Here is a 20,865-nt window from a genome sequence, read left to right on the forward strand (position 1 = left end):
ATTTATTTTTGTTTTGGAGATGGTTTTTTTGATTCAATTTGTTTTTAGAAAACCAAAAATTATGAAATAAATAGTCCTGCAAGATGTAAAATTGTTCCTGCAACTCCATTTTGTCGAAAGAGACAAAAAACCGAATAATATTACCTTTTTTACAAAAGCAACATCAAACGATAAAACCCAATAATTATTCCTTTTTATATGATTTCACTCAATGGAACATCTTAAAATATTGAACTTTTCAAGATGAAAAAGTAGATTGAACTTCACAGAATTTAATTTTTAAAATGTGGTTGAACAGTCTGAAATTCGAGAAATGAAAATGGCATAGCAGGCGCTCAAAGGGGGTGTGAAATCCGTTTTTGGATTATTAATTCTTAAACCGAATGTTTTTAGCTACCTTTATTTAAAATAGTAAAGGAATACGTATGAATCAATATTTGCAGCGCATAAAATCTTATTTTCAAACCATAAATTTTCGAAAAATAATCAAAAGAATTGGTTTTTTACTTCTGGGAATTGTGGCTTTTTTGGTGATAGCTTCCGCGGTTTTATCGGTTTATTTTAAGAATAATAAAGCGGAGATCGTAACGCAAATTAATGCAAAAATTAACGAAAATATTACCGGCACAATCGATATTGGCGATATTGATTACAAGTTTTTTAAGGGTTTCCCCAATATGACTTTGGCGTTAAGCCAAGTAGAATTAAAGGACAGTTTGTGGTCTTTACACAAGCGAACGTTGCTCAAAGCGGAACAAATTGAGGTGCGTGTCAATGTTTTGGGATTGCTTTCTAATGAGATTAACATCGACAAAATAGAAATCCAGCAGGCTACTTTGCATTTGTTTAAAGGAAAAAACGGAATTGTAAACACGAATATTTTTAGGCCTAAGCCAAAAAGCAAAAAGTCAAAAAGCTCCACAGATTCTAAAGTAAAAGAAGTCGCTCTAGATCAAGTGCATTTTATTTCCGAAAATCAATTGGGACATAAATTATTTGATTTTAATATCGTTGCATTGCGAAGCCAAATAGATCATGATAGCGAGAATTGGCACACGAATTTGTATTTGAAAACGCTTGCCAAAAGTATGGCTTTCAATACCAAAAGAGGAAGTTTTATCCAAAATAGAATGGTAGAAGGGGTTTTGAAAGTTGATTTTTCAGAACCAAAAAACCAAATTAGTGTCGCCACAGAGAATTTCGGAATTGGAGAGGAGTTCTTTGATATCAACGCCCATTTTAGTTTGGATAAAAACAAGTCTCCTTTTGATATTGCCATAAAAACTACGATTTTGTGGCGCGATGCTTCCGCTTTATTGAGTGCTAATATCAGTACTAAAATTAATCAGTTTGATTTAAAAAAACCGATTGATGTAGGTTGCACGATTATTGGCGATATGAATGTCACTGGCGATCCGGAAATTGTGGTGACGACAAAAATTAAAAATAACGAACTCACGATACCGGACGGAATCATTACGGACTGCAGTTTTGGGGCCACATTCACCAACCAATATAAAAAAGGTGCCGGTTGTAACGACATTAACTCGACTATAACTTTAACGGATTTTTCAGGGAAATACAAAACGATCCCATTTGCAATTCCAATCGGGATTATTTCTAATTTTGAGAAAACCACTGCGTCAGGTAGTTTTAAATCGGACTTTGCCGTTTCGCGACTAAATGAGATAGTCAATGCGAATTTGATGCATTTTTCTGATGGTCAGGCCAAAGTGAATTTGGATTTCAAATTTGATGTGGTGCACTTAAAAATACAAAAACCCTTATTCACGGGAAGTGTAGCCGTTAAAAATGCAACTGTAAATTATGGTCCACGGAATTTGACTTTCGTGAAAACAGACATTCAGCTTGATTTTACGGAGCAAGCATTGTTAATCAAAAAAATTAATTTTAAAGACCGCAGGAATATGGTTTTTATGGAAGGAAAAATTGACAATTTCCTGACGTTGTATTATGAAAATCCTGAAAAAATGGTTGTAAACTGGGATATTTATGCTCCCTTTCTGGATGTGAAACAGTTTGTGGGTGTTTTTACAAGTACTAGTAAAAAAGCTCCAAAAACCAAGAGCAAAAAAGATGATTTTTCAGATGAATTGTATTCCGTGATTGAAATGAGCCAAATGGCGTTACATGTTAAAGCGGACAAAATGGTCTACAGTAAACTCGAGGCGACGAATGCGAAAGCAACGATTTTGTTACTCAACAATACATTAATTGTCAAAAATGGCTGGGTTCAAAGTGTTGGCGGAAGTATTGCTTTTGATGGGCAATTAGTACCTGATGGAGATCATTTTCTGCTGGAGTCCAATGCGAAAATCAACCGGGTCAACATTGGCCGATTCCTTGCAGGCTTGAATAATTTTGGGATTCAATCTTTTGAACCTAAAAACATAGAGGGGTTTTTAACAGCTTCGGCAGCGCTTAAAGGAAAACTACTTTCTGGCGGAGAATTAAAAACGAACTCTCTTTCCGGTGCGGCTAAATTTAAGGTGGTTCAAGGCGCTTTAATCGATTTTAAACCCATTACAAATATAGGAAAGTTCGCTTTTCCTTTTAGAAATGTGAACCACATCGTTTTTAGTGATTTGTCAGGAAATTTTAAAATCAATGGAGATTTAGTTGATGTAAATGATTTGAAAGTGAGTTCCAATGTATTGAATTTAGATGTAAATGGCGTCTATTCGTTTAACAGAGGTACAAATTTAGCGATGACTATTCCGTTGAGAAATCCAAAAAAAGATGAACTTATCACCGATGAAGCGGAAAAAGCTGAAAAACGTACGAAAGGAATCGTACTGCATTTATTGGCCGTTGATGTTGATGGAAAAATAAAAATCAGATGGAATAAAAACCATGAAAAACTTTAATTGTATGAAAAAACTACTGGCAGTTCTTATCATTTTTTGTTTGTTCGGATGCAAAAGCAGCATGGAGCAACAAACACCTTCGAAAACAAGCGTCAGCGCCACACTTGATGCGTGGCATAAAGCCGCAGCGCAAGCTAACTATAACGATTATTTCAGTTTAATGACAGATGATGCTGTTTTCATTGGTACCGATGCTTCAGAGAATTGGAATAAGACAGCTTTTCAAGCGTATGCAAAACCACATTTCGACAAAGGGAAAGCATGGAGTTTTACGGCTCTGGAACGCCATGTTTTTTTTGATAAAACCGGAAAAACAGCTTGGTTTGATGAATTATTGGATACTCAAATGAAGATTTGTCGTGGTTCTGGCGTTTTGGTAAAAATAGGAAACCAATGGAAAATTCAACACTATGTTCTATCAATGACGATTCCAAATGAAAATTCGAATGAAGTAATAAAAGTTAAAGCTTCTTTGGAAGAGGCCATGATCAAAACCTTAAAATCGAAATAATAAATTTATTTTGCATTTCTGCTAGAATGCTTCTTTTTGCATAAAAAAACCTCTGTTTTAGCAGAGGTTTTTTATGAACTGTAAATTCTATGATTACCAGATTTTGACTCTTTTCTCTGGAGCCAAATACAATGAATCGGTAGGTTGTATGTTGAAAGCGGTATAAAACTCAGGAATATTTCTCACGACACCATTAACTCTGAATTTTGCCGGCGAATGTGGATCAGTAGCGATTTGATTTCGCAAAGCTTCGTCACGAGTTTTATTTAACCAACATTGTCCCCAGCCTAATAAAACGCGCTGTTCGCCAGTGAAACCATCTAAAACTGGCGATGCTTTTCCGTCTAGACTCATTTTGTACGCTTTTAGTGCAATGGATAATCCTCCTAAATCTCCTATATTTTCCCCTTGGGTAAATTCGCCATTCACATTGAGGTCAGGAAATACTTTGAACATGTTGTACTGCGCAACTAATGCGCCTGTTTTTTGTTTGAAAGCGGTTAAATCTTCAGGTGTCCACCAATTGCGCAACACTCCGTCACCATCAAAGGTGCTTCCTTGGTCATCAAAACCATGACCTATTTCATGACCAATTACAGCTCCAATTCCGCCATAGTTTGCTGCGCCTTCTACTTTTACATCAAAGAAAGGAGGTTGTAGTATGGCTGCAGGAAATACGATTTCATTAAGCGGTGGGTTGTAATAGGCGTTTACGGTTTGTGGAGTCATTCCCCACTCGGTTCTGTCAACAGGTTTTCCTAATTTATTAATTTGTCTGTTGTATTCAAAAGTGGTGGCTTTTTGCTGGTTTCCATACAAGTCGCCTTTTACAACTTTCAAGCTAGAATAATCTCTCCATTTGTCAGGATAGCCAATTTTTGGAGTGAATTTTGAGAGTTTGTCTAAGGCTTGTTTTTTGGTTTCCGGACTCATCCAATCCAGAGTTTTTATGCTTTCTCCGTAAGCTTTAAGAAGGTTTTTAACTAAAAGAGTAACTTGTTCTTTCGCTGCGGGAGAGAAATGTTTCTTTACATAGACTTTTCCAACGATTTCGCCAAGACTATTGTTTACTCGGTCAACACCTCTTCTCCATAATGGTTGTTGTGCTTGTATTCCATTAAGTGTTTTGCCATAAAAATCAAAATTTTCCTTATCTAAAGCGGTGTTCAACGATGTCGCTGATCCATGAATAGCATTCCATTTCAGGTAGGCTTTCCAAGTGGTTAAAGGAGTAGTTTTAATGATTGTGTTGAGCGATTTGATATAATCAACTTGAGCAACGACGATGTTTTTTTGGTTCAGGATTCCGGCGTTCTTTAACATGCTCGCCCAATTAAAATCAGGCATGAGTTGGCTCAAATCGGTAACAGCGTATTTGTTGTACAGTTTTACGACGTCACGGGTTTGTTCTTTTTTCATGTGTTGCGCAGCCAAAACAGTTTCTAATGCCATGATTTTTTTAGATAAATCAGATGCATTTGCTATTCCTCCTAGTTGCAGCATCTTCTCGATATGGGTTACGTATTTTTTTTGGATTTCCTTTGATTTGGCATCTTCTAGAGAGTAATATTCTCTGTCGGGTAATCCTAAACCACCTTGCCAAGAAATAAGCATGTATTGCGTTGGATCTTTTAAATCTTCCATTACCGAAACGGAAAAAGGAATGTTGCTTCCGGAGGTGTTTGCATACCCAAAATAAGCTGCTAAATCAGTGTAATTGGTTATGGCATCAATTTTTTTGTATTCCGGAAGTAAGGGTGCAATTCCTTTTTGATCTCTTATTTTAGTGTCCATGTAGGCTTCATAAAAGTCTCCGATTTTTTGTTCATCAGAACCGGCTGCAAAATCACCTTTGGAAGAAGCTTCGATGATGGCTTTTACGTCTTCTTGTGATTTTTCATAAACCATATAGCCAGCACCATAAGAGGCTTTATCATCTGGTATTTTAGTATTTTTTTTCCAGGTTCCGTTGACATAGGTGTCAAAATTATCACCTGGTTTAGCAGATATGTCCATGTTTTCTTTGTTGATCCCGGAAAGGAGCAGGTCAGATTTTTCAGAAGTGTTAAAAGCACCTAGCAACAAAATGGATGATACCAACACGAGTTGTGTTTTAATTGGATATGATTTTGGTTTCATAAGTTGGATTTTAGGACATAAATATAATTAAAAAAAAGTCGCTTTTTTATAATAAATTGATTAGTAAATACTTAAAACAAAAATAATTTTAATAAAGTGACTTCATCCATTGGTTTTACTGATTTATATAGTTTTTACACGAAATAGATAAATGTTAAAACACTACAAAATTGGCACTTTATAGAAAGTATAAGTGACTTGTAATGTGCATTTCTATGGAAGTAAAATAGGATGGTAAAACGAGGCGGTCTGAGTGATAAATTTATTTAGAATCATCGGCGAATAGCAGTTCGGCTAGACGGTCGTCTCTTAAATATATATCGTTATAAAAGCTTATTTCTCCGGAATCATTTACCCAAGCCGTAAAATACCCAATGTGTATTGGAATTTTCTTTTTCAGGATGCACACCGTTTCCTTTTCTCCTTTCATTGCTTCATTGATGCGTTCGATAGGCCAATCTGGATCGTCTTTTAAAAGTAACAGTGCCAATTCTTTTGCTTTCTCTAAGTTGATACAGCCGTGACTATACGCTCGGTACTCGTATTGAAATAAATCTTTAGATGGTGTGTCGTGTAAATAAATGTCTTCTGAATTTGGAAAGACAAATTTAACCAGTCCCAAAGAGTTTTTTGGTCCCGGTTTTTGTCTTGCATTGCCTTTGTTCCATTCGATATTATGTTTGGCCAGATAGTTTTCATCCAGAGCCATCGCATCTTTTATTTCGTTTTCAATGATGCTTTTTGGGATGTTCCAGTAGGGACTGAATACTATTTTGCTAATACTGCTACTAAGAACAACAGTTTCGGTCATGTTTTTGCCTACAAAAACTTTGGATTCCAATTCGTTTTGGCCATTTTTTTTAAAGAAAAACCGATAAGAAGGGATGTTTATAATGATGTATTCTTCGGTTTTTGTCAACGCTGGGTCAATCCATCTACAGCGTTCCATGTTGGCTATTATGGTTTTAATGTGTTTTTCGATGGGAATATTCATGCGATGAATATGCTTAGAGGCAATCAGATAATCGATATTGAAGCCATTTCTTTTTTTGTAATTCACTATTCCAGCCATCAATTCCGAATCGTACACATTGCTTTTTGAATCGGCTTTTAAATCTCCGGTAATGGCAAGACGCTGTCTGATTTGTCCAATGGTTTTTGCGCTATCATTTGGTTTGTATATTTTATCCAAAGAATCGATTGCTATGGGATTCCAGTCTCCGTTTTTTTCTATTTGGCGGTATCTCTTTAAAACATCCCGCAATTTGTAATATTGACTAAACAGCTGTTCCTCATTTTTATCTAATATTTGAGGATCTACTAATAACGAATCCAATAGATTCTCGTACGACAGTTTTTTTCGAGGTAAAAACCATCCCATTTCTTTCACTTTTTCGGAATCAATTCCGTCATATACTTTTTTAGCATAAAACACGTACATGGAGGACAAAAGTAGTTCTGCGTCAGTTTGGGTCAAATTATTGGCAGATGCGTCACTAAAAATCACGTCAATCTTGTCTTTATAAGCTAAGCGTGATTTTAAGCCTTCTTCTTCCAATAAATTTACTTTAGAGTACAGCAAATTGGCAAACTCGATAAGTCCTTCGTGGTCGTGCCAAATAGCATTGTGGTTTCGTTTTCTGTATAATGCAATAACATCTGATTTGTATTTTTTTAATTTTGGATGTGTTTTGAAAAATCTGTAAATAATTGTGCTGTCAATCTTGACAAAAGAGTTCTTAGTTTTGTGGGTGGGAAGTGTTTTTGCAAAAAACAATTCAATACCCGTTTTTGATTTGTTGCGGTGCGCGTAAACCAATGAGAAGCTAAATAATAATACCGCAATAGATAAAACGAAGTTTTTCATAGCAAGTTTATTTATATAAAGGTACAGTAATATTTTGTGTGCTAAAAGCGCATTAACAGGAATGTTAAGAATGGAAATAGTACAAAAGTCATTACTTTGGCTGTTATTTTTTAAAGAACTGGATAAAATATCAGCTTACAAATAGCGATTTTGAAAACGTTTTTTCATTTTTTTACCGCTTCGGCATTCGGTCTTATATATTTCCTTAATTTTGCCGAAATATTCTAAAAAAGTGGGAAGCAAAAATAAATTAAAGCGGTTCAAAGAAAACGAGACATTCAACAATGTTTTTCAACCAACAAGAGAAGAAGTGGTAGGCGATTTATTTCCGTTGAAAGGGAAATGGAACTCAGAATTCTTTAAAAATGAGAATCCATTGGTACTGGAATTAGGCTGTGGAAAAGGGGAATATTCTGTAGGCCTTGCGGAACGATATCCAAATAAAAATTTTGTGGGAATCGATATCAAAGGCGCTCGTTTTTGGCGTGGAGCTAAAACAGCGGTTGAAACCGGAATGTATAATGTGGCTTTTATCAGAACCCAAATCGAATTGATCAACCATATTTTTGCTGAAAACGAAGTAGATGAAATCTGGATTACTTTTCCGGATCCGCAAATAAAATACAAGCGTACGAAACACAGAATGACAAATTCAGAGTTTTTGCAGTTGTATAAAAAAATCCTCAAAAAAGACGGTATTGTAAACTTAAAAACCGATAGTGAGTTCATGCATGGGTATACTTTAGGGTTGTTGCATGGAGAAGGGCACGAGGTTTTGTATGCCAATCATAATGTGTATGTAAATGAAGGAAGTCCAGAGGAAGTAACTGCTTTTCAGACGTTCTATGAAAAACAATATTTAGAAATTAACAAAGCAATTACGTATATTCGATTTAAAATTAAAGAATAGTTTTATATTTGAAACAGATTTCTTTTTTTGATCTTGCACCTTGCCTATGAATTTTATCACTTCTTTGTTTTTGGGTTTCGTTACGGCCTTTGTAGGGATTACGCCTCCGGGATTAATCAATATGACGGCCGCTAAAGTGAATCTCAAGGAAGGAAAAAGAAGTGCGTACTGGTTTGTTTTAGGTGCAGTAATTATAATTTTCTTTCAAGCAGCGCTTGCTATATTTTTTGCTCAGTTTATAAAAGAGCGTCCGGATGTTATTGTTTTGTTACGGGAAGTTGGTTTTGGGATTTTTGCAGTATTGACGATTTATTTCTTATTGATTGCCAAAAAGCCAAAAAAGAAAAAAGGTAAAATGAAAAATAAGAGTACTTCCACTCGTTTTTTTCTTGGGATGTTGCTCTCTGCGCTTAACTTTTTTCCTATTCCTTATTATGTTTTTGTAAGCGTTACATTAGCGTCATACAATTTGTTTTATTTTGATACGACCAATGTTTTTACCTTTGTAACAGGTGTGGTTTTAGGATCTTTTTTTGTGTTTTATTGTTACATCACTTTTTTTCAAAAAATTCAAGACAAAACGGATTATCTGATGCGCAATATGAATACAATTATAGGTAGCATTACCGGATTGATATCCTTAATCACTTTAATTAATATCATACGGTATTATCTGCGATAATTTTTTACCGCTCAAGAACAATAAAGAGACTTTTTATTAGATTCAGGATCATGTCAAACGACAATTTTTTCGAGAGAGTATATTTCATAGCCAGACAAATTCCGTACGGAAAAGTAACTTCTTATGGCGCTATTGCAAAGGCATTAGGAACAGCTCGTTCTGCTCGAATGGTAGGTTGGGCAATGAATGCATCTCATAATCTGGAAGATGTTCCGGCGCATCGCGTGGTGAATCGAAAGGGTTTACTTACCGGTAAATTACATTTTGACGGAACCAATTTGATGCAACAATTATTGGAAAACGAAGGAATTGTTGTGGTGGATAACCAAATAGTAGATTTCGAAAAACATTTCTGGCAACCGGAAGTTAGAGTGGAGTAACGCCTAAAAGTCCGAACGTTATTTTTTGATATTAAAAAACGATATTTCTCTGATAATTGCCGTCAATTCTCACATCAATAAATGCGATACAAATCCTTTATAATAAGAACTTTTCATAGTATCTTTGTAATCTGAAATCAGTTTAAATAAAGATAATATTTTGGTATTAAATGCCGACAGAAAACAATAAACTAAAAATGAAATTAGATAGAAAAGATATTCTTAAAGCGTTAGAAACAATTACTATAGCTGGAGAAGGAAAAAACATGGTGGAGAGTGGTGCAATAGCAAATGTGATAACTTTTGGCGATGAGGTTGTAGTTGATTTAGTATTGCATACACCAGCTATGCACATAAAAAAACGTGCCGAAGACGATATCAAAAAAACAATTCTTGAATTAGTATCTCCGGATGCTAAAATCAAAATTAATAGTAAAGTTGAGGTTCCGGACAAACCGGAAATTAAAGGGAAATCAATACCGGGAATCAAAAATATTATTGGTGTTGCCTCTGGTAAAGGAGGAGTAGGGAAATCTACTGTTACAGCAAATCTAGCGGTATCATTGGCTAAAATGGGTTTCTCAGTAGGAATTCTTGATGCGGATATTTACGGGCCATCTATGCCAATCATGTTCGACGTAGAAAGCGAAAAACCAATTTCGGTAACCGTTGATGGAAAATCAAAAATGAAACCGGTTGAAAGTTACGAAGTGAAAATTCTTTCAATAGGATTTTTCACAGCGCCAAGTCAAGCGGTAATCTGGAGAGGACCAATGGCTTCAAAAGCGTTGAACCAAATGATTTTTGATGCGGACTGGGGAGAATTGGATTTCATGTTAGTCGATTTGCCTCCGGGAACAGGAGATATTCACCTTTCAATCGTACAATCATTGCCTATTACAGGTGTTGTCATCGTAAGTACGCCACAAGCAGTAGCTTTGGCCGATGCCAAAAAAGGAGTTTCAATGTTCATGTCTGAAGCTATAAATGTTCCTGTATTGGGAATTATAGAAAACATGGCGTATTTCACACCAGAAGAATTACCGGAAAATAAATATTACATCTTTGGAAAAGAAGGAGCCAGAAATCTTTCAGAAGACTTAGGCGTGCCGTTCCTTGGCGAAGTGCCTATCGTACAATCCATTCGCGAAGCGGGAGATTACGGTCGTCCGGCAGCAATGCAAACCGGTTCCGTTATTGAAACCGTTTTCGAACAAATCACAAGAAATGTAGTGCAAGAAACCGTAAATAGAAATGAAAGTTTACCTGCGACTGAGGCAGTTAAAATTACTACTATGGCCGGTTGTTCAGCAGTAAAAAAATAGAAATTAGAATCTTTTGAAAATGATTTTTAATCTTTCAATTTTCTAATCTTTCAATCTTTAAATAAAGAAAATGACAACAGAAGAATTAACAATAGAAGTTCAAAAAGCGCTCGAAGAAATAAGACCTTTCTTGAATTCTGATGGCGGTGATATTACACTGATTTCTATCGAAGATGGCAAACACGTAAAAGTGCGTCTCGAAGGAGCATGCACGAGTTGCAGTGTAAACCAAATGACGCTGAGAGCTGGCGTGGAAACTACCATCAAAAAGTTTGCTCCCCAAATAGAAACTGTTGTAAACATTCTATAAATTTGTCATCCTGAGCGCAGTCGAAGGAGGGCGTGACCCTTTTAAGAAAAAAGGCTACTCGATATACTGGGTAGCTGCCTTTTTTCTTAAATGCGTCGGGCTATCCGCGCTACTTCGGTAGCTAGCTGCTATCCCTCACGCAAATTTGTATTCCACAACACATAACTTATAACTCATAACTGATTTATGGATGTATTAATAAAAATTAAAGATCGTGAAGGAGTAGTGCACGAATTACAGGCTCCCACAGATATGGCCATGAACATCATGGAATTATGCAAAGCCTATGAGCTTCCTGTAGAAGGAACTTGTGGCGGAATGGCCATGTGTGCTTCTTGTCAATGTTATGTGCTAAATGATGTGTCCTTGCCAGAAATGGGCGATGATGAAGAAGCAATGCTGTCCGAAGCATTCTACGTAAAGTCAAACAGTCGTTTGGGTTGTCAAATACCAATCACCGAAAGTCTCGAAGGATTAGAACTGGAGTTGGCTCCGGAAAATTAATAAAAAAGCGTTTGCCTTGGCAAACGCTTTTTTATTGATAATCTTTTAGATTTGTCGGGCCTTCAAGTACTTCCCTAACAACTTGAAGAATACCATTTTCCTTCGTGTCAATGAACCATTTTATCAATGTGATTGTTCCATTTACAATCTCGATGCCAGTAATGCTTCTTGGATGTACGCAGCTCCCGTCATTAAAATAAGGCGTGCTGTTCTGACTTGGATAGGAAAAACTGGGGCGATGCGTATGGCCTACAATGGTGATTTTGCGATTGTTGTTCTCAATCCATTTTTTAATTCGGAGTTCGATTTTTATACGTTCCACATAATTTTTGGCGGGACTTGTAGGATCTGATATTCCCCAAATTTGGAGTGGTTTCCACAATAGACGCACCATGAATCGATTGATTTTCCAACCCACATAATTCATGAAATCAGCTTGATGTCCATGAGTCAAAAATAGTTCCTGCTTAGTTTCCTGATGAACTAAAACAATAGCTTCATGGCATTTTATTCCAGAAAATAAAGGTTCAATTCTGTCGTTCTGTGTATTTGTATAGGTGGTAAGTGTTTTTGCTACATGATCTTTATCCCGAAAAGTCATTTCATGATTGCCCCAAATTTTATGATATCTATTGGAATCATGGAACTTCTTTAGTAAAAGATAGACGTTTTTGTGTGCTTCAAAGATGGTTTTGAAAAAAATATTCTCCCATAATTCATCTCCGTCACCCAATTCACAATAGGAAAAACCATCATTGTAATATTGAGTCATTGCATGAAAGTATACGTTTCGATTGCTTGCAAAGTCATCGGCAAAACTATTATCACTTCTGTGACAATCACTAAAAAGAATGAATTTGGATTGGTCGTCAAAAGGAATCCTTTCAGCTTCTTTGTAGGCTTTTGTTAATCGTTCTTGAGAAGACATTTGTTTGTTTTAAAGAAAAATAAAGATAAAAAAAATAGCTAATAAAGCTATTTTTTTCATCGGTACTTCTTTTAAGAAGTCGTTATTCATTATTTTGAAATTAGATATAATACATTTCTAAATAATAGTTACGTTTATTTGGATGTGTTGGATTTATACCAAAGCAACATTCATAGTAATTGTTTCTTCGATTGCATCCCAAAGACCGATGCGTTTTTCTAAGGCTAATTTTGAAACCTCTTCTACATCGGACCATTTCTGTGCATCTGTTCCACAAAGTTCTGTGATCATTTTCATTGCCATCGGACCGTGTTCGTCAGCATCCAGTTGAATGTGTCTTTCAAAATAGTAAATGAGTTTACTCAAATCTGTTTCTGGGAAATTTGCTTGAAAGTTTTTTAGGATTTCGGTAAACATACTTGGAATCAAATCTTCTCTTCCAAAAGTAAAAGCGGCAGCGATTTCATGAGATTTTCCCTCTTCAATAACTCTGAACGTAAAATCTAAGAACGCTTTGATATTAGGGTGTAAATTGCTTGTTTTGATAGCAACAAATATATTTTTAAGCGAATCTACTTCGGATAAAAAATCTTCAATTCCAGCGGTGTTTGCTCCACAAGCTTTCATCGCTTCAATGTACATTTCGTAATGACTGGAGCGGTTTCCGTCTAGTGTTAAATCAGATTCTTCGGCAAGTACTATTTCATTTATCAAATATCTGGTTTGAGGATTTTGAGTGGCAAACCATGGAGTCGTTGTACAGGTCAATTTAGATTGCAATGCTTTTAATAACGACATGAAATCCCAAACGGCATAAACATGGTTTTCGAGAAAACACTGTAAATCTTCAATGGTTCTAACTTTTTTGTATAAAGAATGTTGTAACAATAGTTCTTTTTGGGGCTGAATGCTATTGTTGATTGTCTCAATATTCATGGATGGTATTTTTTATGTAAATATAAAAAAGCTTCCTGTTTCCAAGAAGCTTTTTCTATCAATTTTACAAATACTTTAATAATCGTTTACTACTATTTAAAAGCTGGAATTCCAGTAATATCCATTCCGGTAATCAATAGATGGATATCATGTGTTCCTTCGTACGTAATCACCGATTCTAAATTCATCATGTGTCGCATGATAGAATATTCTCCGGTAATTCCCATTCCGCCCAGCATTTGTCTTGCTTCGCGGGCAATATGAATTGCCATATCGACATTATTTCTTTTTGCCATTGAGATTTGAGCCGTTGTAGCTTTGCCTTCATTTCTCAAAACGCCTAATCTCCAAGTCAATAATTGTGCTTTGGTGATTTCGGTAATCATTTCTGCTAATTTTTTTTGTTGTAATTGTGTTCCTGCAATTGGTTTGTCAAACTGAATTCTCTCTTTGGCATAACGTAAAGCCGTGTCATAACAATCCATTGCTGCTCCAATAGCACCCCAAGCAATTCCGTAACGTGCTGAATCAAGACAGCCAAGTGGTGCTCCTAATCCAGATTTATTTGGTAATAAGTTTTCTTTCGGAACTTTTACATTGTCAAAAATTAATTCTCCAGTAGACGATGCGCGAAGCGACCATTTATTGTGCGTTTCTGGAGTGGTAAAACCTTCCATTCCGCGTTCTACAATTAAGCCGTGAATTCTTCCTTCTTCATTTTTTGCCCAAACAATAGCGATATCTGCAAAGGGAGCATTTGAAATCCACATTTTGGCGCCATTCAATAAATAATGATCGCCCATATCTTTGAAGTTGGTAATCATACTTCCTGGATCTGAACCGTAGTTAGGTTCCGTTAGTCCGAAACATCCCATGTATTCTCCTGTTGCCAACTTAGGTAAATATTTTACGCGTTGCTCTTCATTGCCGTATTTCCAAATTGGATACATAACCAAAGAGGATTGTACTGATGAAGTAGATCGTACACCAGAATCACCACGCTCAATTTCCTGCATGATTAAACCATAAGATATTTGATCAAGACCAGCTCCTCCATATTCTTCTGGAATGTAAGGACCAAATCCGCCTATTTCACCCAAACCTTTTATGATTTGTTTTGGGAATTCTGCCTTTTGAGCATATTCTTCAATAATAGGAGAAACTTCTTTTTTTACCCACGCACGTGCGGAGTCACGCACTAATTTGTGTTCTTCGGTTAGTAAGTCGTCTAGTAAGTAATAATCTGGAGATTGAAATAAGTCTGGTTTCATGGATGTTAATTTTAATGTAATGCAAATTTACATAAAGAAATATAACAAAAGCATTAACAAATGTTATATTTTTATATTATAACCTAGAAGTAATTGATTTTTAAATATAAAGTTGGTTTTTCAAAGCTCGTTTTATTTAAAAATTGATGTACTAATTTACAATAAAATAATTAGTTCTCTTGGAAAATTTGTTTGGAGTAGTAGTGCTGTTATTTTTAGATGTGATTTTGAATTACATCTTCAAATAATAATCTTTTGTCAATTCAATATATTCGGAAGTGTATTGATGTCTCGAAGTTTCAATTATTAATTCATCAATTGGAAAATTCACATTTTCATTTCGGCTGAAGGCCAATAAACTGCGTTTAATTTCTGTAGTTGGAGTTCCTTTTACGCGAGTTATTTTTAAAGGATATAATTCATAATCTTTGGCCAAAGCCAAAAAATTTTGCTCTTCTTTGTAAGGAATAATTACAGCGAATATTCCGTTTTCCGAAAGTAATAAATCAGCCGCTTCAATCAAATCTTCAAAAGGCATTGCGTCAGCAAAACGGGCTAAATCACGCTGTTCGTTATCAGATTTGTAATCATCAGTATAAAATGGGGGATTAGAAACAATTAAATCATACTCGTCTTCCGGTTCTTCGATGAATTCGTCTAATCCTGCATGAAAACAAAATAAGCGGTCGCTCCAAGGGGAGTTTTCAAAATTGTCTACGGATTGTTCGTACGCTTCTTCGTCAATTTCTAACGCATCAATTTGTTCGGCATGACTCCGTTGTGCAAGCATCAATGCGATTATTCCAGTTCCGGCTCCAATATCTAAAATGCTAAAAGGATTGTTTTCAATTGGTGTCCAAGCACCCAACAAAACGCCGTCGGTTCCAATTTTCATGGCACAACGATCTTGTTCAAGAGAGAACTGTTTGAATTGGAATTTAGACAACTTAGATTTTTTAGAATATTAGACAACTTAGATTTTTTCTAAAGTCGCAGACGTTTCTAATAATCTAAAAGCGCAGCGAATCTAAAAATCTTTTAAAGATACATTTCGATCAATCCTTCAGGCAGGTCCATGATGACTTTTTTATTTTCTCTGTCAATTTTCACAAGGAAATGGTCGATCATAGGAATAAGGATTTCTACTTCACCGTTTAAAACTTCAAAAAGAGGTTGGGCAGTAGTATCATTTATGGATTGAATTTTCCCGACAACACCAAGACGTTTGTCTTCAACTTCAAAACCAATTACTTCGTGGAAATAGAATTTGTTACCAGTAAGTTTTGGTAACATTTTTAAAGGAAGATATATGGCATTGCCTATAATGGCATCAGCGGCCTCCTCGGTATTCATGTCTTCAAAACGAATTCTAAGGAAGTCGTTTTTGTGCAGCGAACTGCTTTCAATAAAAAAAGGAACCAAGTGTTTGTTGCATTCAACAAACACTGATTCCAAGTTTTCGTATAACTCAGGTTCGTCCGTGTCTAAATAGGCAAGAACTTCTCCTTTGAAACTAAATTTTTTAGCGATTTTACCTAAGTAGAAACAATCTTCTTTACGCATCTTCGCCTTCTAAAATTATGCTTCAGTTGTTTCGTTATTTTCTTCTGCAGCAGGAGCTTCTTCAGCTTCAACTTCAGCAACTTCTTCAACAGCAGGTGTTGCAGCAGCGATAGCGTCAGCTTCTGCTTGAGCAGCTGCAGCTAAACGTTTAGCGTTAACATCTTGTTCTGCTTTGAAAGCTTTAGCTTTAACATCAGCTTGTGCTTTTGTTAAACCTTCTTTTTTAGCATCAACTTTTCCAGATTTTGCATCTAACCAAGCGTTTAATTTAGCATCAGCTTGTTCTTGAGTTAGGGCTCCTTTACGGATACCACCGTCAAGGTGATGTTTCAATAAAGCTCCTTTGTAAGAAAGAATTGCTTTTGCAGTATCAGTTGGTTGAGCACCATTGTGCAACCATTTTACTGCGCTATCAAGGTTTAAATCGATAGTTGCTGGGTTTGTGTTTGGATTGTAAGTACCAATTTTTTCAAGGTATTTACCGTCTCTTTTTGAGCGTGCATCTGCAGCTACAACCCAGTAAAAAGGTTTTCCTTTTTTACCGTGTCTTTGTAATCTAATTTTTACTGACATAATCTTATGATTAAATTTTGAGGTACTCGACCTCGATTAATTAAGGGTGCAAAGATACATCTTTTATCGATAAATGCTAATTCGATGTGTATTTTAATGAATAGTAAAGGGTTAAGTTGATTTTGACTGGATTTTCTTTAATGAAATTCTAGTTTTTACGCTTTATTGCCTTATTTTTGTTAGTTCAAAAGAGTTTTTATGAAAAAATATTTGCTGTTTCTGGTCGTGGTTTTTGCTATATTTTCTTGTGAGGAAAACGTGAGTTTTAACAACCCTTCTTTTCAAGGTATGAAAGATAATGTGTTTTGGAGAGCAGTGGACTCTAAAGCATTCTTGGCTTCTGACGGTTCTTTGATGATTGAAGGATATACTGTAAATGAGGTTTTAACTTTAAGAACCACTTCTACTGCTATTCAAAATTATCCTTTAGGTACCAGCAACTCTAAAACAGCTGTTTATGTATTGACTGTTGGTGCGGATGAAATTTCCTTTACAACTGGAATTGGGATTGGTGACGGTGAAATTGTTATCACCGAATATGATGATGTAAATAGTACCGTATCAGGAACATTTAAATTTAATGCAGAAAATGCAGATGGCAATCCGTTAGCAGGTGATGTTTTGAATTTTCAACAAGGCGTTTTTTATAAGGTTCCAATAAGTCAGCAAGTTCCGTAACCTATGAGATATTAGATTTTTAAAATATAAAACGTAGTTGTTTTATTAGAATCGTTTTAGTTGACGATTTAAAATAAAATCATAAATAAGCTAATATATAGTAGATTAGGAAAAAAATACAGTACATTTGTTGTATTATTTAAATAAGTACATATGAATATTTTTGTTGGAAGCCTTCCATTCAGTATTGAGGAAGCAGATTTAAGAGAGTCTTTCGAGGCTTACGGAGCAGTTGATTCAGTTAAAATTATTACTGATAAATTTACTGGAAGAAGTAAAGGATTTGGTTTTGTTGAGATGCCAAATGATGACGAAGCTCAAAAAGCAATTGACGAATTGAACGGAGCTACTGTTCAAGGACGTGCAATCGTAGTAAACAAATCTGAGCCTAAACCAGAAGGTGAAAGAAGAAGTTTTAACAATAACAGTCGTGGTGGAGATTCACGCGGTGGTTATGGTGGTGGAAACAGCCGTGGTGGAGAAAACCGTGGTGGTGGAAACAGAGGAGGATATTAATATTTTTTTCTAGCTATAAAAAAAGGTGTCAATGAAAATTGACACCTTTTTTATTGTTTATTATTTTGTTTAAAGCTGAGTAAAAGCTAAAAGGGAGTGTTGTTTTTTCAGGTTGTAATCTTAGCTATTACTCAATTTTTAAACAAATGAAATTTTTAAAATTTATAAATTAGCAACTAACCAATCACCGACTTCACTCGTTTTGTATGCTTTTGAGTCTTTAGAAGCTAAATCCTCGGTCACAATTCCTTGTTCTAATGATTTATTTACAACTGCTCTAATAGCCTCTGCTTCTTCTTTTAATCCAAATGCATCTTCAAACATCATCGCTGCAGACAATACTGTCGCTAGTGGATTTGCAATATTTAATCCTGTGGCTTGTGGATAAGATCCATGAATAGGCTCGTACAATGAAGTATGTTCTCCAACAGATGCAGAAGGCATCAATCCCATAGAACCTGATATTACAGATGCTTCATCTGTTAAGATGTCTCCAAATAAATTTTCAGTAATCAAGACATCATAAGTGTTTGGCCATTGTACTAAACGCATCGCAACTGCATCTACAAATTCATAACTTACTGTTACCTCAGGATAGTCTTTTTCCATTGCTTGTACTGTTTCTCTCCATAAACGGGAAGTTTCCATCACATTGGCTTTATCTACACAGCACAGTTTTTTAGTTCTTGTCATCGCCAATTCAAAACCTTTTTTTGCTAAACGTTGTACTTCAGGTCTGGTGTACGTACAGGTGTCGAAAGCCGTTTCGCCATCGTCTTTTCTTCCTTTTTCTCCAAAATAAATTCCTCCGGTAAGTTCTCTCAAGAAAACCAAATCAGTTCCTTCGATACGTTCTCTTTTCAAAGGAGAATTATCTATCAAAGACGGGAATGTAAAGGTTGGACGTACATTGGCAAACAAACCTAATTTTTTGCGCATCAATAATAAACCTTGTTCGGGTCTTACAGGCGCACTTGGGTTGTTATCATATTTTGGGTGTCCAATGGCTCCGAATAAAACAGCATCAGCTGCCATACAAATTTCATGCGTTTCATCAGGATAAGGAACTCCAACGGCATCAATGGCACAAGCTCCTGTAAGTGCAGGCGTCCAAGTGATTTCATGGTTAAATTTTTTTGCAATAGCATCCGAAACTTTTACAGCTTCATTGATTACTTCTGGTCCAATTCCGTCTCCGGCTAAAAGGGCTATGTTAAATTTCATTAGGTATATTTTATATTAATGTATTTCTATTTATTATTGGGCTGCAACAACATTCAACATCTTTTGTGTTGCAATGATTGCGGCAACTGTTTGGTCTGAATCCAGTCCTCTGGTTTTGAATTCTTTTTCATTATTCGTCCAGGTAATTATGGTTTCGCATAAGGCGTCAGAACTACTTCCTGGCGGAATTCGGACAGCGTAATCAATCAATTTAGGTAATTCTAAATTTTTGCTTTTATATATTTTTGCCAGTGCATTCATAAAAGCATCAAATTGCCCGTCACCCTGTGCGTGCTCTTCAATGATTTCACCGTCTATTTTTAAAGATAAAGTGGTCGATGGACGCATGCCTTTTGCATGAGATAATATATAGGACTCAACAATAATCTTTTCCTGATAGGTTTGACTATCTAAAACATCAGAGATTATATAAGGTAAATCCTCTTTGGTAACGGTTTCTTTTTTATCACCTAATTCAATAATCCTTTGGGTAACTAACTTTAAATCCTCAGGGTTTAATTGAAGACCCAATTCCTGAAGGTTTTTTTCAATATTAGCTTTTCCAGATGTTTTTCCAAGCGCATACTTTCTTTTTCTTCCAAAACGTTCCGGAAGTAAATCATTAAAATATAAATTATTTTTGTTGTCTCCGTCAGCATGAATACCGGCTGTTTGTGTAAACACATTGTCACCAACTATAGGTTTGTTGGCAGGAATTCTATAACCGGTAAAAGTCTCCACTAATTTACTTACGGAGTATAATGAGGATTCTTTTACGCCAATTTCTATTTGTGGAAAAAAGTCATTGATTACAGCAACAGTACTTTCAAGTGGTGCATTTCCAGCACGTTCTCCCATTCCGTTTACGGTTACGTGGAGTCCTTGAATTCCTGCTTTTACAGCTTCCATTACATTAGCGATACTTAAATCGTAGTCATTGTGTGCATGAAAATCGAAGTGAGTATCAGGGTATCTTGCTATAATTTTCGAAATAAATTCAAAAGTTTCAGAAGGAATTAAAACGCCTAAAGTGTCCGGTAGCAAGACTCTTTTTATAGGTTGTTTGGTTAGAAAATCTAAATATTGAAACACATATTCAGGGGAATTACGCATTCCGTTACTCCAATCTTCTAAATATACATTGGTCTCAATATTATTTTCCTGAGCCAAAGCTATGGCTTGAGCAATTTCGGTAAAATGCTGTTCGGGTGTTTTTTTTAACTGATGCGTTAAATGATTCAAAGATCCTTTGGTTAATAAATTCTGGACTTTGGCCCCGGTTTTTTTCATCCAATCTATGGAAAGTCCGCCATCTACAAAGGTTAAAACTTCAATTCTATTGGAGTAATTTTTTTCATTAGCCCAATTCATTATTCCTTTCACACCCTGAAATTCCCCTTCGCTCACGCGTGCAGAAGCAATTTCGATTCTATCAATATTTAATTCTTCCAACAACAATTGCGCAATGGTTAGTTTTTCTGCAGCAGAAAATGATACTCCCGAGGTTTGTTCACCGTCACGGAGTGTCGTATCCATTATTTCAATTTTTCTTTTTTCCATTATAAATTTGATGCTAAAAGTAGTTTTGATTTCAGTAATTTGAAATCTTGCTTTTGTGTTTTTATAAAAAGCTAAAAGCAGTTCTCTGGCTTAATTATAC

The 20,865-nt window shown here is 35.7% G+C and carries 20 protein-coding genes; 10 read left to right on the forward strand and 10 right to left on the reverse strand.

Features of this window, described 5'->3' with window-relative positions:
- Positions 1–425 precede the first annotated feature (425 nt).
- On the forward strand, positions 426–2,888 hold the full coding sequence (locus G7A72_RS10335; protein WP_165152403.1) for an AsmA family protein: 2,463 nt from the start codon (positions 426–428) through the stop codon (positions 2,886–2,888).
- Between the two features lie 4 nt (positions 2,889–2,892).
- A complete protein-coding gene (locus tag G7A72_RS10340) occupies positions 2,893–3,399 on the forward strand; it encodes a nuclear transport factor 2 family protein (RefSeq protein ID WP_165152404.1) in 507 nt (168 codons plus the stop codon).
- A 93-nt stretch (positions 3,400–3,492) separates the two neighbouring features.
- Here the strand turns inward: G7A72_RS10340 and G7A72_RS10345 are convergent, their stop codons facing one another.
- The gene (locus tag G7A72_RS10345) at positions 3,493–5,538 is read right to left on the reverse strand and encodes a M13 family metallopeptidase (protein ID WP_165152405.1); all 2,046 of its coding nucleotides are present in this window, start codon (positions 5,536–5,538) and stop codon (positions 3,493–3,495) included.
- A 262-nt stretch (positions 5,539–5,800) separates the two neighbouring features.
- Entirely contained in the window at positions 5,801–7,405 is a 1,605-nt protein-coding gene (locus G7A72_RS10350) for a murein L,D-transpeptidase (RefSeq protein WP_165152406.1), read from the reverse strand.
- 232 nt (positions 7,406–7,637) lie between these two features.
- Between G7A72_RS10350 and trmB the strand changes: the two genes are divergently transcribed.
- The 6 genes from trmB (at position 7,638) to G7A72_RS10380 (ending at position 11,516) form a co-directional block, all read left to right on the forward strand.
- Positions 7,638–8,315: a tRNA (guanosine(46)-N7)-methyltransferase TrmB gene (gene trmB, locus G7A72_RS10355; RefSeq protein WP_113664497.1), complete on the forward strand. Its 678-nt coding sequence runs from the start codon at positions 7,638–7,640 to the stop codon at positions 8,313–8,315.
- A 46-nt stretch (positions 8,316–8,361) separates the two neighbouring features.
- Positions 8,362–8,997 (forward strand): LysE family transporter, encoded by a 636-nt coding sequence (locus G7A72_RS10360; RefSeq protein ID WP_165152407.1) that lies wholly within the window; start codon positions 8,362–8,364, stop codon positions 8,995–8,997.
- Between the two features lie 50 nt (positions 8,998–9,047).
- Positions 9,048–9,377 (forward strand): MGMT family protein, encoded by a 330-nt coding sequence (locus tag G7A72_RS10365; protein ID WP_165152408.1) that lies wholly within the window; start codon positions 9,048–9,050, stop codon positions 9,375–9,377.
- 197 nt (positions 9,378–9,574) lie between these two features.
- Complete coding sequence (locus G7A72_RS10370) at positions 9,575–10,702, forward strand: Mrp/NBP35 family ATP-binding protein (RefSeq protein WP_165152409.1); 1,128 nt, start codon at positions 9,575–9,577, stop codon at positions 10,700–10,702.
- A gap of 70 nt (positions 10,703–10,772) precedes the next feature.
- Entirely contained in the window at positions 10,773–11,012 is a 240-nt protein-coding gene (locus G7A72_RS10375; protein WP_165152410.1) for a NifU family protein, read from the forward strand.
- A 186-nt stretch (positions 11,013–11,198) separates the two neighbouring features.
- Positions 11,199–11,516, forward strand: a complete 318-nt coding sequence (locus G7A72_RS10380; protein ID WP_165152411.1) for a 2Fe-2S iron-sulfur cluster-binding protein — start codon at positions 11,199–11,201, stop codon at positions 11,514–11,516.
- 31 nt (positions 11,517–11,547) lie between these two features.
- On the opposite strand, the gene G7A72_RS10385 is transcribed toward G7A72_RS10380, so the two are convergent.
- The 6 genes from G7A72_RS10385 to G7A72_RS10410 all read right to left on the reverse strand — a co-directional run bounded on the left by G7A72_RS10385 (position 11,548) and on the right by G7A72_RS10410 (position 16,787).
- On the reverse strand, positions 11,548–12,444 hold the full coding sequence (locus G7A72_RS10385) for a serine/threonine protein phosphatase (RefSeq protein ID WP_165152412.1): 897 nt from the start codon (positions 12,442–12,444) through the stop codon (positions 11,548–11,550).
- A gap of 153 nt (positions 12,445–12,597) precedes the next feature.
- Positions 12,598–13,380, reverse strand: a complete 783-nt coding sequence (locus tag G7A72_RS10390; RefSeq protein ID WP_165152413.1) for a DUF3050 domain-containing protein — start codon at positions 13,378–13,380, stop codon at positions 12,598–12,600.
- A gap of 92 nt (positions 13,381–13,472) precedes the next feature.
- A complete protein-coding gene (locus tag G7A72_RS10395; RefSeq protein ID WP_113636539.1) occupies positions 13,473–14,651 on the reverse strand; it encodes an acyl-CoA dehydrogenase family protein in 1,179 nt (392 codons plus the stop codon).
- Between the two features lie 232 nt (positions 14,652–14,883).
- Positions 14,884–15,546, reverse strand: coding sequence for a tRNA1(Val) (adenine(37)-N6)-methyltransferase (locus tag G7A72_RS10400; protein ID WP_165153735.1), 663 nt, complete (start codon positions 15,544–15,546; stop codon positions 14,884–14,886).
- A 143-nt stretch (positions 15,547–15,689) separates the two neighbouring features.
- Positions 15,690–16,214, reverse strand: coding sequence for a ribosome maturation factor RimM (gene rimM / locus G7A72_RS10405; protein ID WP_165152414.1), 525 nt, complete (start codon positions 16,212–16,214; stop codon positions 15,690–15,692).
- A gap of 15 nt (positions 16,215–16,229) precedes the next feature.
- Positions 16,230–16,787, reverse strand: coding sequence for a 30S ribosomal protein S16 (locus tag G7A72_RS10410; RefSeq protein ID WP_113664488.1), 558 nt, complete (start codon positions 16,785–16,787; stop codon positions 16,230–16,232).
- A gap of 198 nt (positions 16,788–16,985) precedes the next feature.
- Between G7A72_RS10410 and G7A72_RS10415 the strand changes: the two genes are divergently transcribed.
- Together G7A72_RS10415 and G7A72_RS10420 are read left to right on the forward strand one after the other, a co-directional pair.
- Positions 16,986–17,465 carry a DUF6252 family protein gene (locus G7A72_RS10415; RefSeq protein ID WP_165152415.1) on the forward strand — a complete coding sequence of 160 codons (480 nt, stop codon included), beginning with the start codon at positions 16,986–16,988 and terminating at the stop codon, positions 17,463–17,465.
- 153 nt (positions 17,466–17,618) lie between these two features.
- A complete protein-coding gene (locus G7A72_RS10420; RefSeq protein WP_066079550.1) occupies positions 17,619–17,981 on the forward strand; it encodes an RNA-binding protein in 363 nt (120 codons plus the stop codon).
- A 162-nt stretch (positions 17,982–18,143) separates the two neighbouring features.
- Here G7A72_RS10420 and leuB read toward each other — a convergent pair whose 3' ends face one another.
- Both leuB and G7A72_RS10430 read right to left on the reverse strand, forming a co-directional pair.
- Positions 18,144–19,205, reverse strand: coding sequence for a 3-isopropylmalate dehydrogenase (gene leuB / locus G7A72_RS10425; RefSeq protein WP_165152416.1), 1,062 nt, complete (start codon positions 19,203–19,205; stop codon positions 18,144–18,146).
- A gap of 33 nt (positions 19,206–19,238) precedes the next feature.
- A complete protein-coding gene (locus G7A72_RS10430) occupies positions 19,239–20,765 on the reverse strand; it encodes an alpha-isopropylmalate synthase regulatory domain-containing protein (protein WP_165152417.1) in 1,527 nt (508 codons plus the stop codon).
- Positions 20,766–20,865 lie beyond the last annotated feature (100 nt).

It is taken from the genome of Flavobacterium sp. Sr18 (genome assembly GCF_011064265.1).
In the GTDB taxonomy this organism is placed as follows: domain Bacteria; phylum Bacteroidota; class Bacteroidia; order Flavobacteriales; family Flavobacteriaceae; genus Flavobacterium; species Flavobacterium petrolei.

Excerpts from the sequence above, each read along its gene's own strand:
- G7A72_RS10335 (WP_165152403.1), top strand. The coding sequence starts at position 426 with ATGAATCAATATTTGCAGCGCATAAAATCTTATTTTCAAACCATAAAT.
- G7A72_RS10340 (WP_165152404.1), top strand. The coding sequence starts at position 2,893 with ATGAAAAAACTACTGGCAGTTCTTATCATTTTTTGTTTGTTCGGATGC.
- G7A72_RS10345 (WP_165152405.1), bottom strand. The coding sequence starts at position 5,538 with ATGAAACCAAAATCATATCCAATTAAAACACAACTCGTGTTGGTATCA.
- G7A72_RS10350 (WP_165152406.1), bottom strand. The coding sequence starts at position 7,405 with ATGAAAAACTTCGTTTTATCTATTGCGGTATTATTATTTAGCTTCTCA.
- G7A72_RS10360 (WP_165152407.1), top strand. The coding sequence starts at position 8,362 with ATGAATTTTATCACTTCTTTGTTTTTGGGTTTCGTTACGGCCTTTGTA.
- G7A72_RS10365 (WP_165152408.1), top strand. The coding sequence starts at position 9,048 with ATGTCAAACGACAATTTTTTCGAGAGAGTATATTTCATAGCCAGACAA.
- G7A72_RS10370 (WP_165152409.1), top strand. The coding sequence starts at position 9,575 with ATGAAATTAGATAGAAAAGATATTCTTAAAGCGTTAGAAACAATTACT.
- G7A72_RS10375 (WP_165152410.1), top strand. The coding sequence starts at position 10,773 with ATGACAACAGAAGAATTAACAATAGAAGTTCAAAAAGCGCTCGAAGAA.
- G7A72_RS10380 (WP_165152411.1), top strand. The coding sequence starts at position 11,199 with ATGGATGTATTAATAAAAATTAAAGATCGTGAAGGAGTAGTGCACGAA.
- G7A72_RS10385 (WP_165152412.1), bottom strand. The coding sequence starts at position 12,444 with ATGTCTTCTCAAGAACGATTAACAAAAGCCTACAAAGAAGCTGAAAGG.
- G7A72_RS10390 (WP_165152413.1), bottom strand. The coding sequence starts at position 13,380 with ATGAATATTGAGACAATCAACAATAGCATTCAGCCCCAAAAAGAACTA.
- G7A72_RS10395 (WP_113636539.1), bottom strand. The coding sequence starts at position 14,651 with ATGAAACCAGACTTATTTCAATCTCCAGATTATTACTTACTAGACGAC.
- G7A72_RS10400 (WP_165153735.1), bottom strand. The coding sequence starts at position 15,546 with ATGAAAATTGGAACCGACGGCGTTTTGTTGGGTGCTTGGACACCAATT.
- rimM (WP_165152414.1), bottom strand. The coding sequence starts at position 16,214 with ATGCGTAAAGAAGATTGTTTCTACTTAGGTAAAATCGCTAAAAAATTT.
- G7A72_RS10410 (WP_113664488.1), bottom strand. The coding sequence starts at position 16,787 with ATGTCAGTAAAAATTAGATTACAAAGACACGGTAAAAAAGGAAAACCT.
- G7A72_RS10415 (WP_165152415.1), top strand. The coding sequence starts at position 16,986 with ATGAAAAAATATTTGCTGTTTCTGGTCGTGGTTTTTGCTATATTTTCT.
- G7A72_RS10420 (WP_066079550.1), top strand. The coding sequence starts at position 17,619 with ATGAATATTTTTGTTGGAAGCCTTCCATTCAGTATTGAGGAAGCAGAT.
- leuB (WP_165152416.1), bottom strand. The coding sequence starts at position 19,205 with ATGAAATTTAACATAGCCCTTTTAGCCGGAGACGGAATTGGACCAGAA.
- G7A72_RS10430 (WP_165152417.1), bottom strand. The coding sequence starts at position 20,765 with ATGGAAAAAAGAAAAATTGAAATAATGGATACGACACTCCGTGACGGT.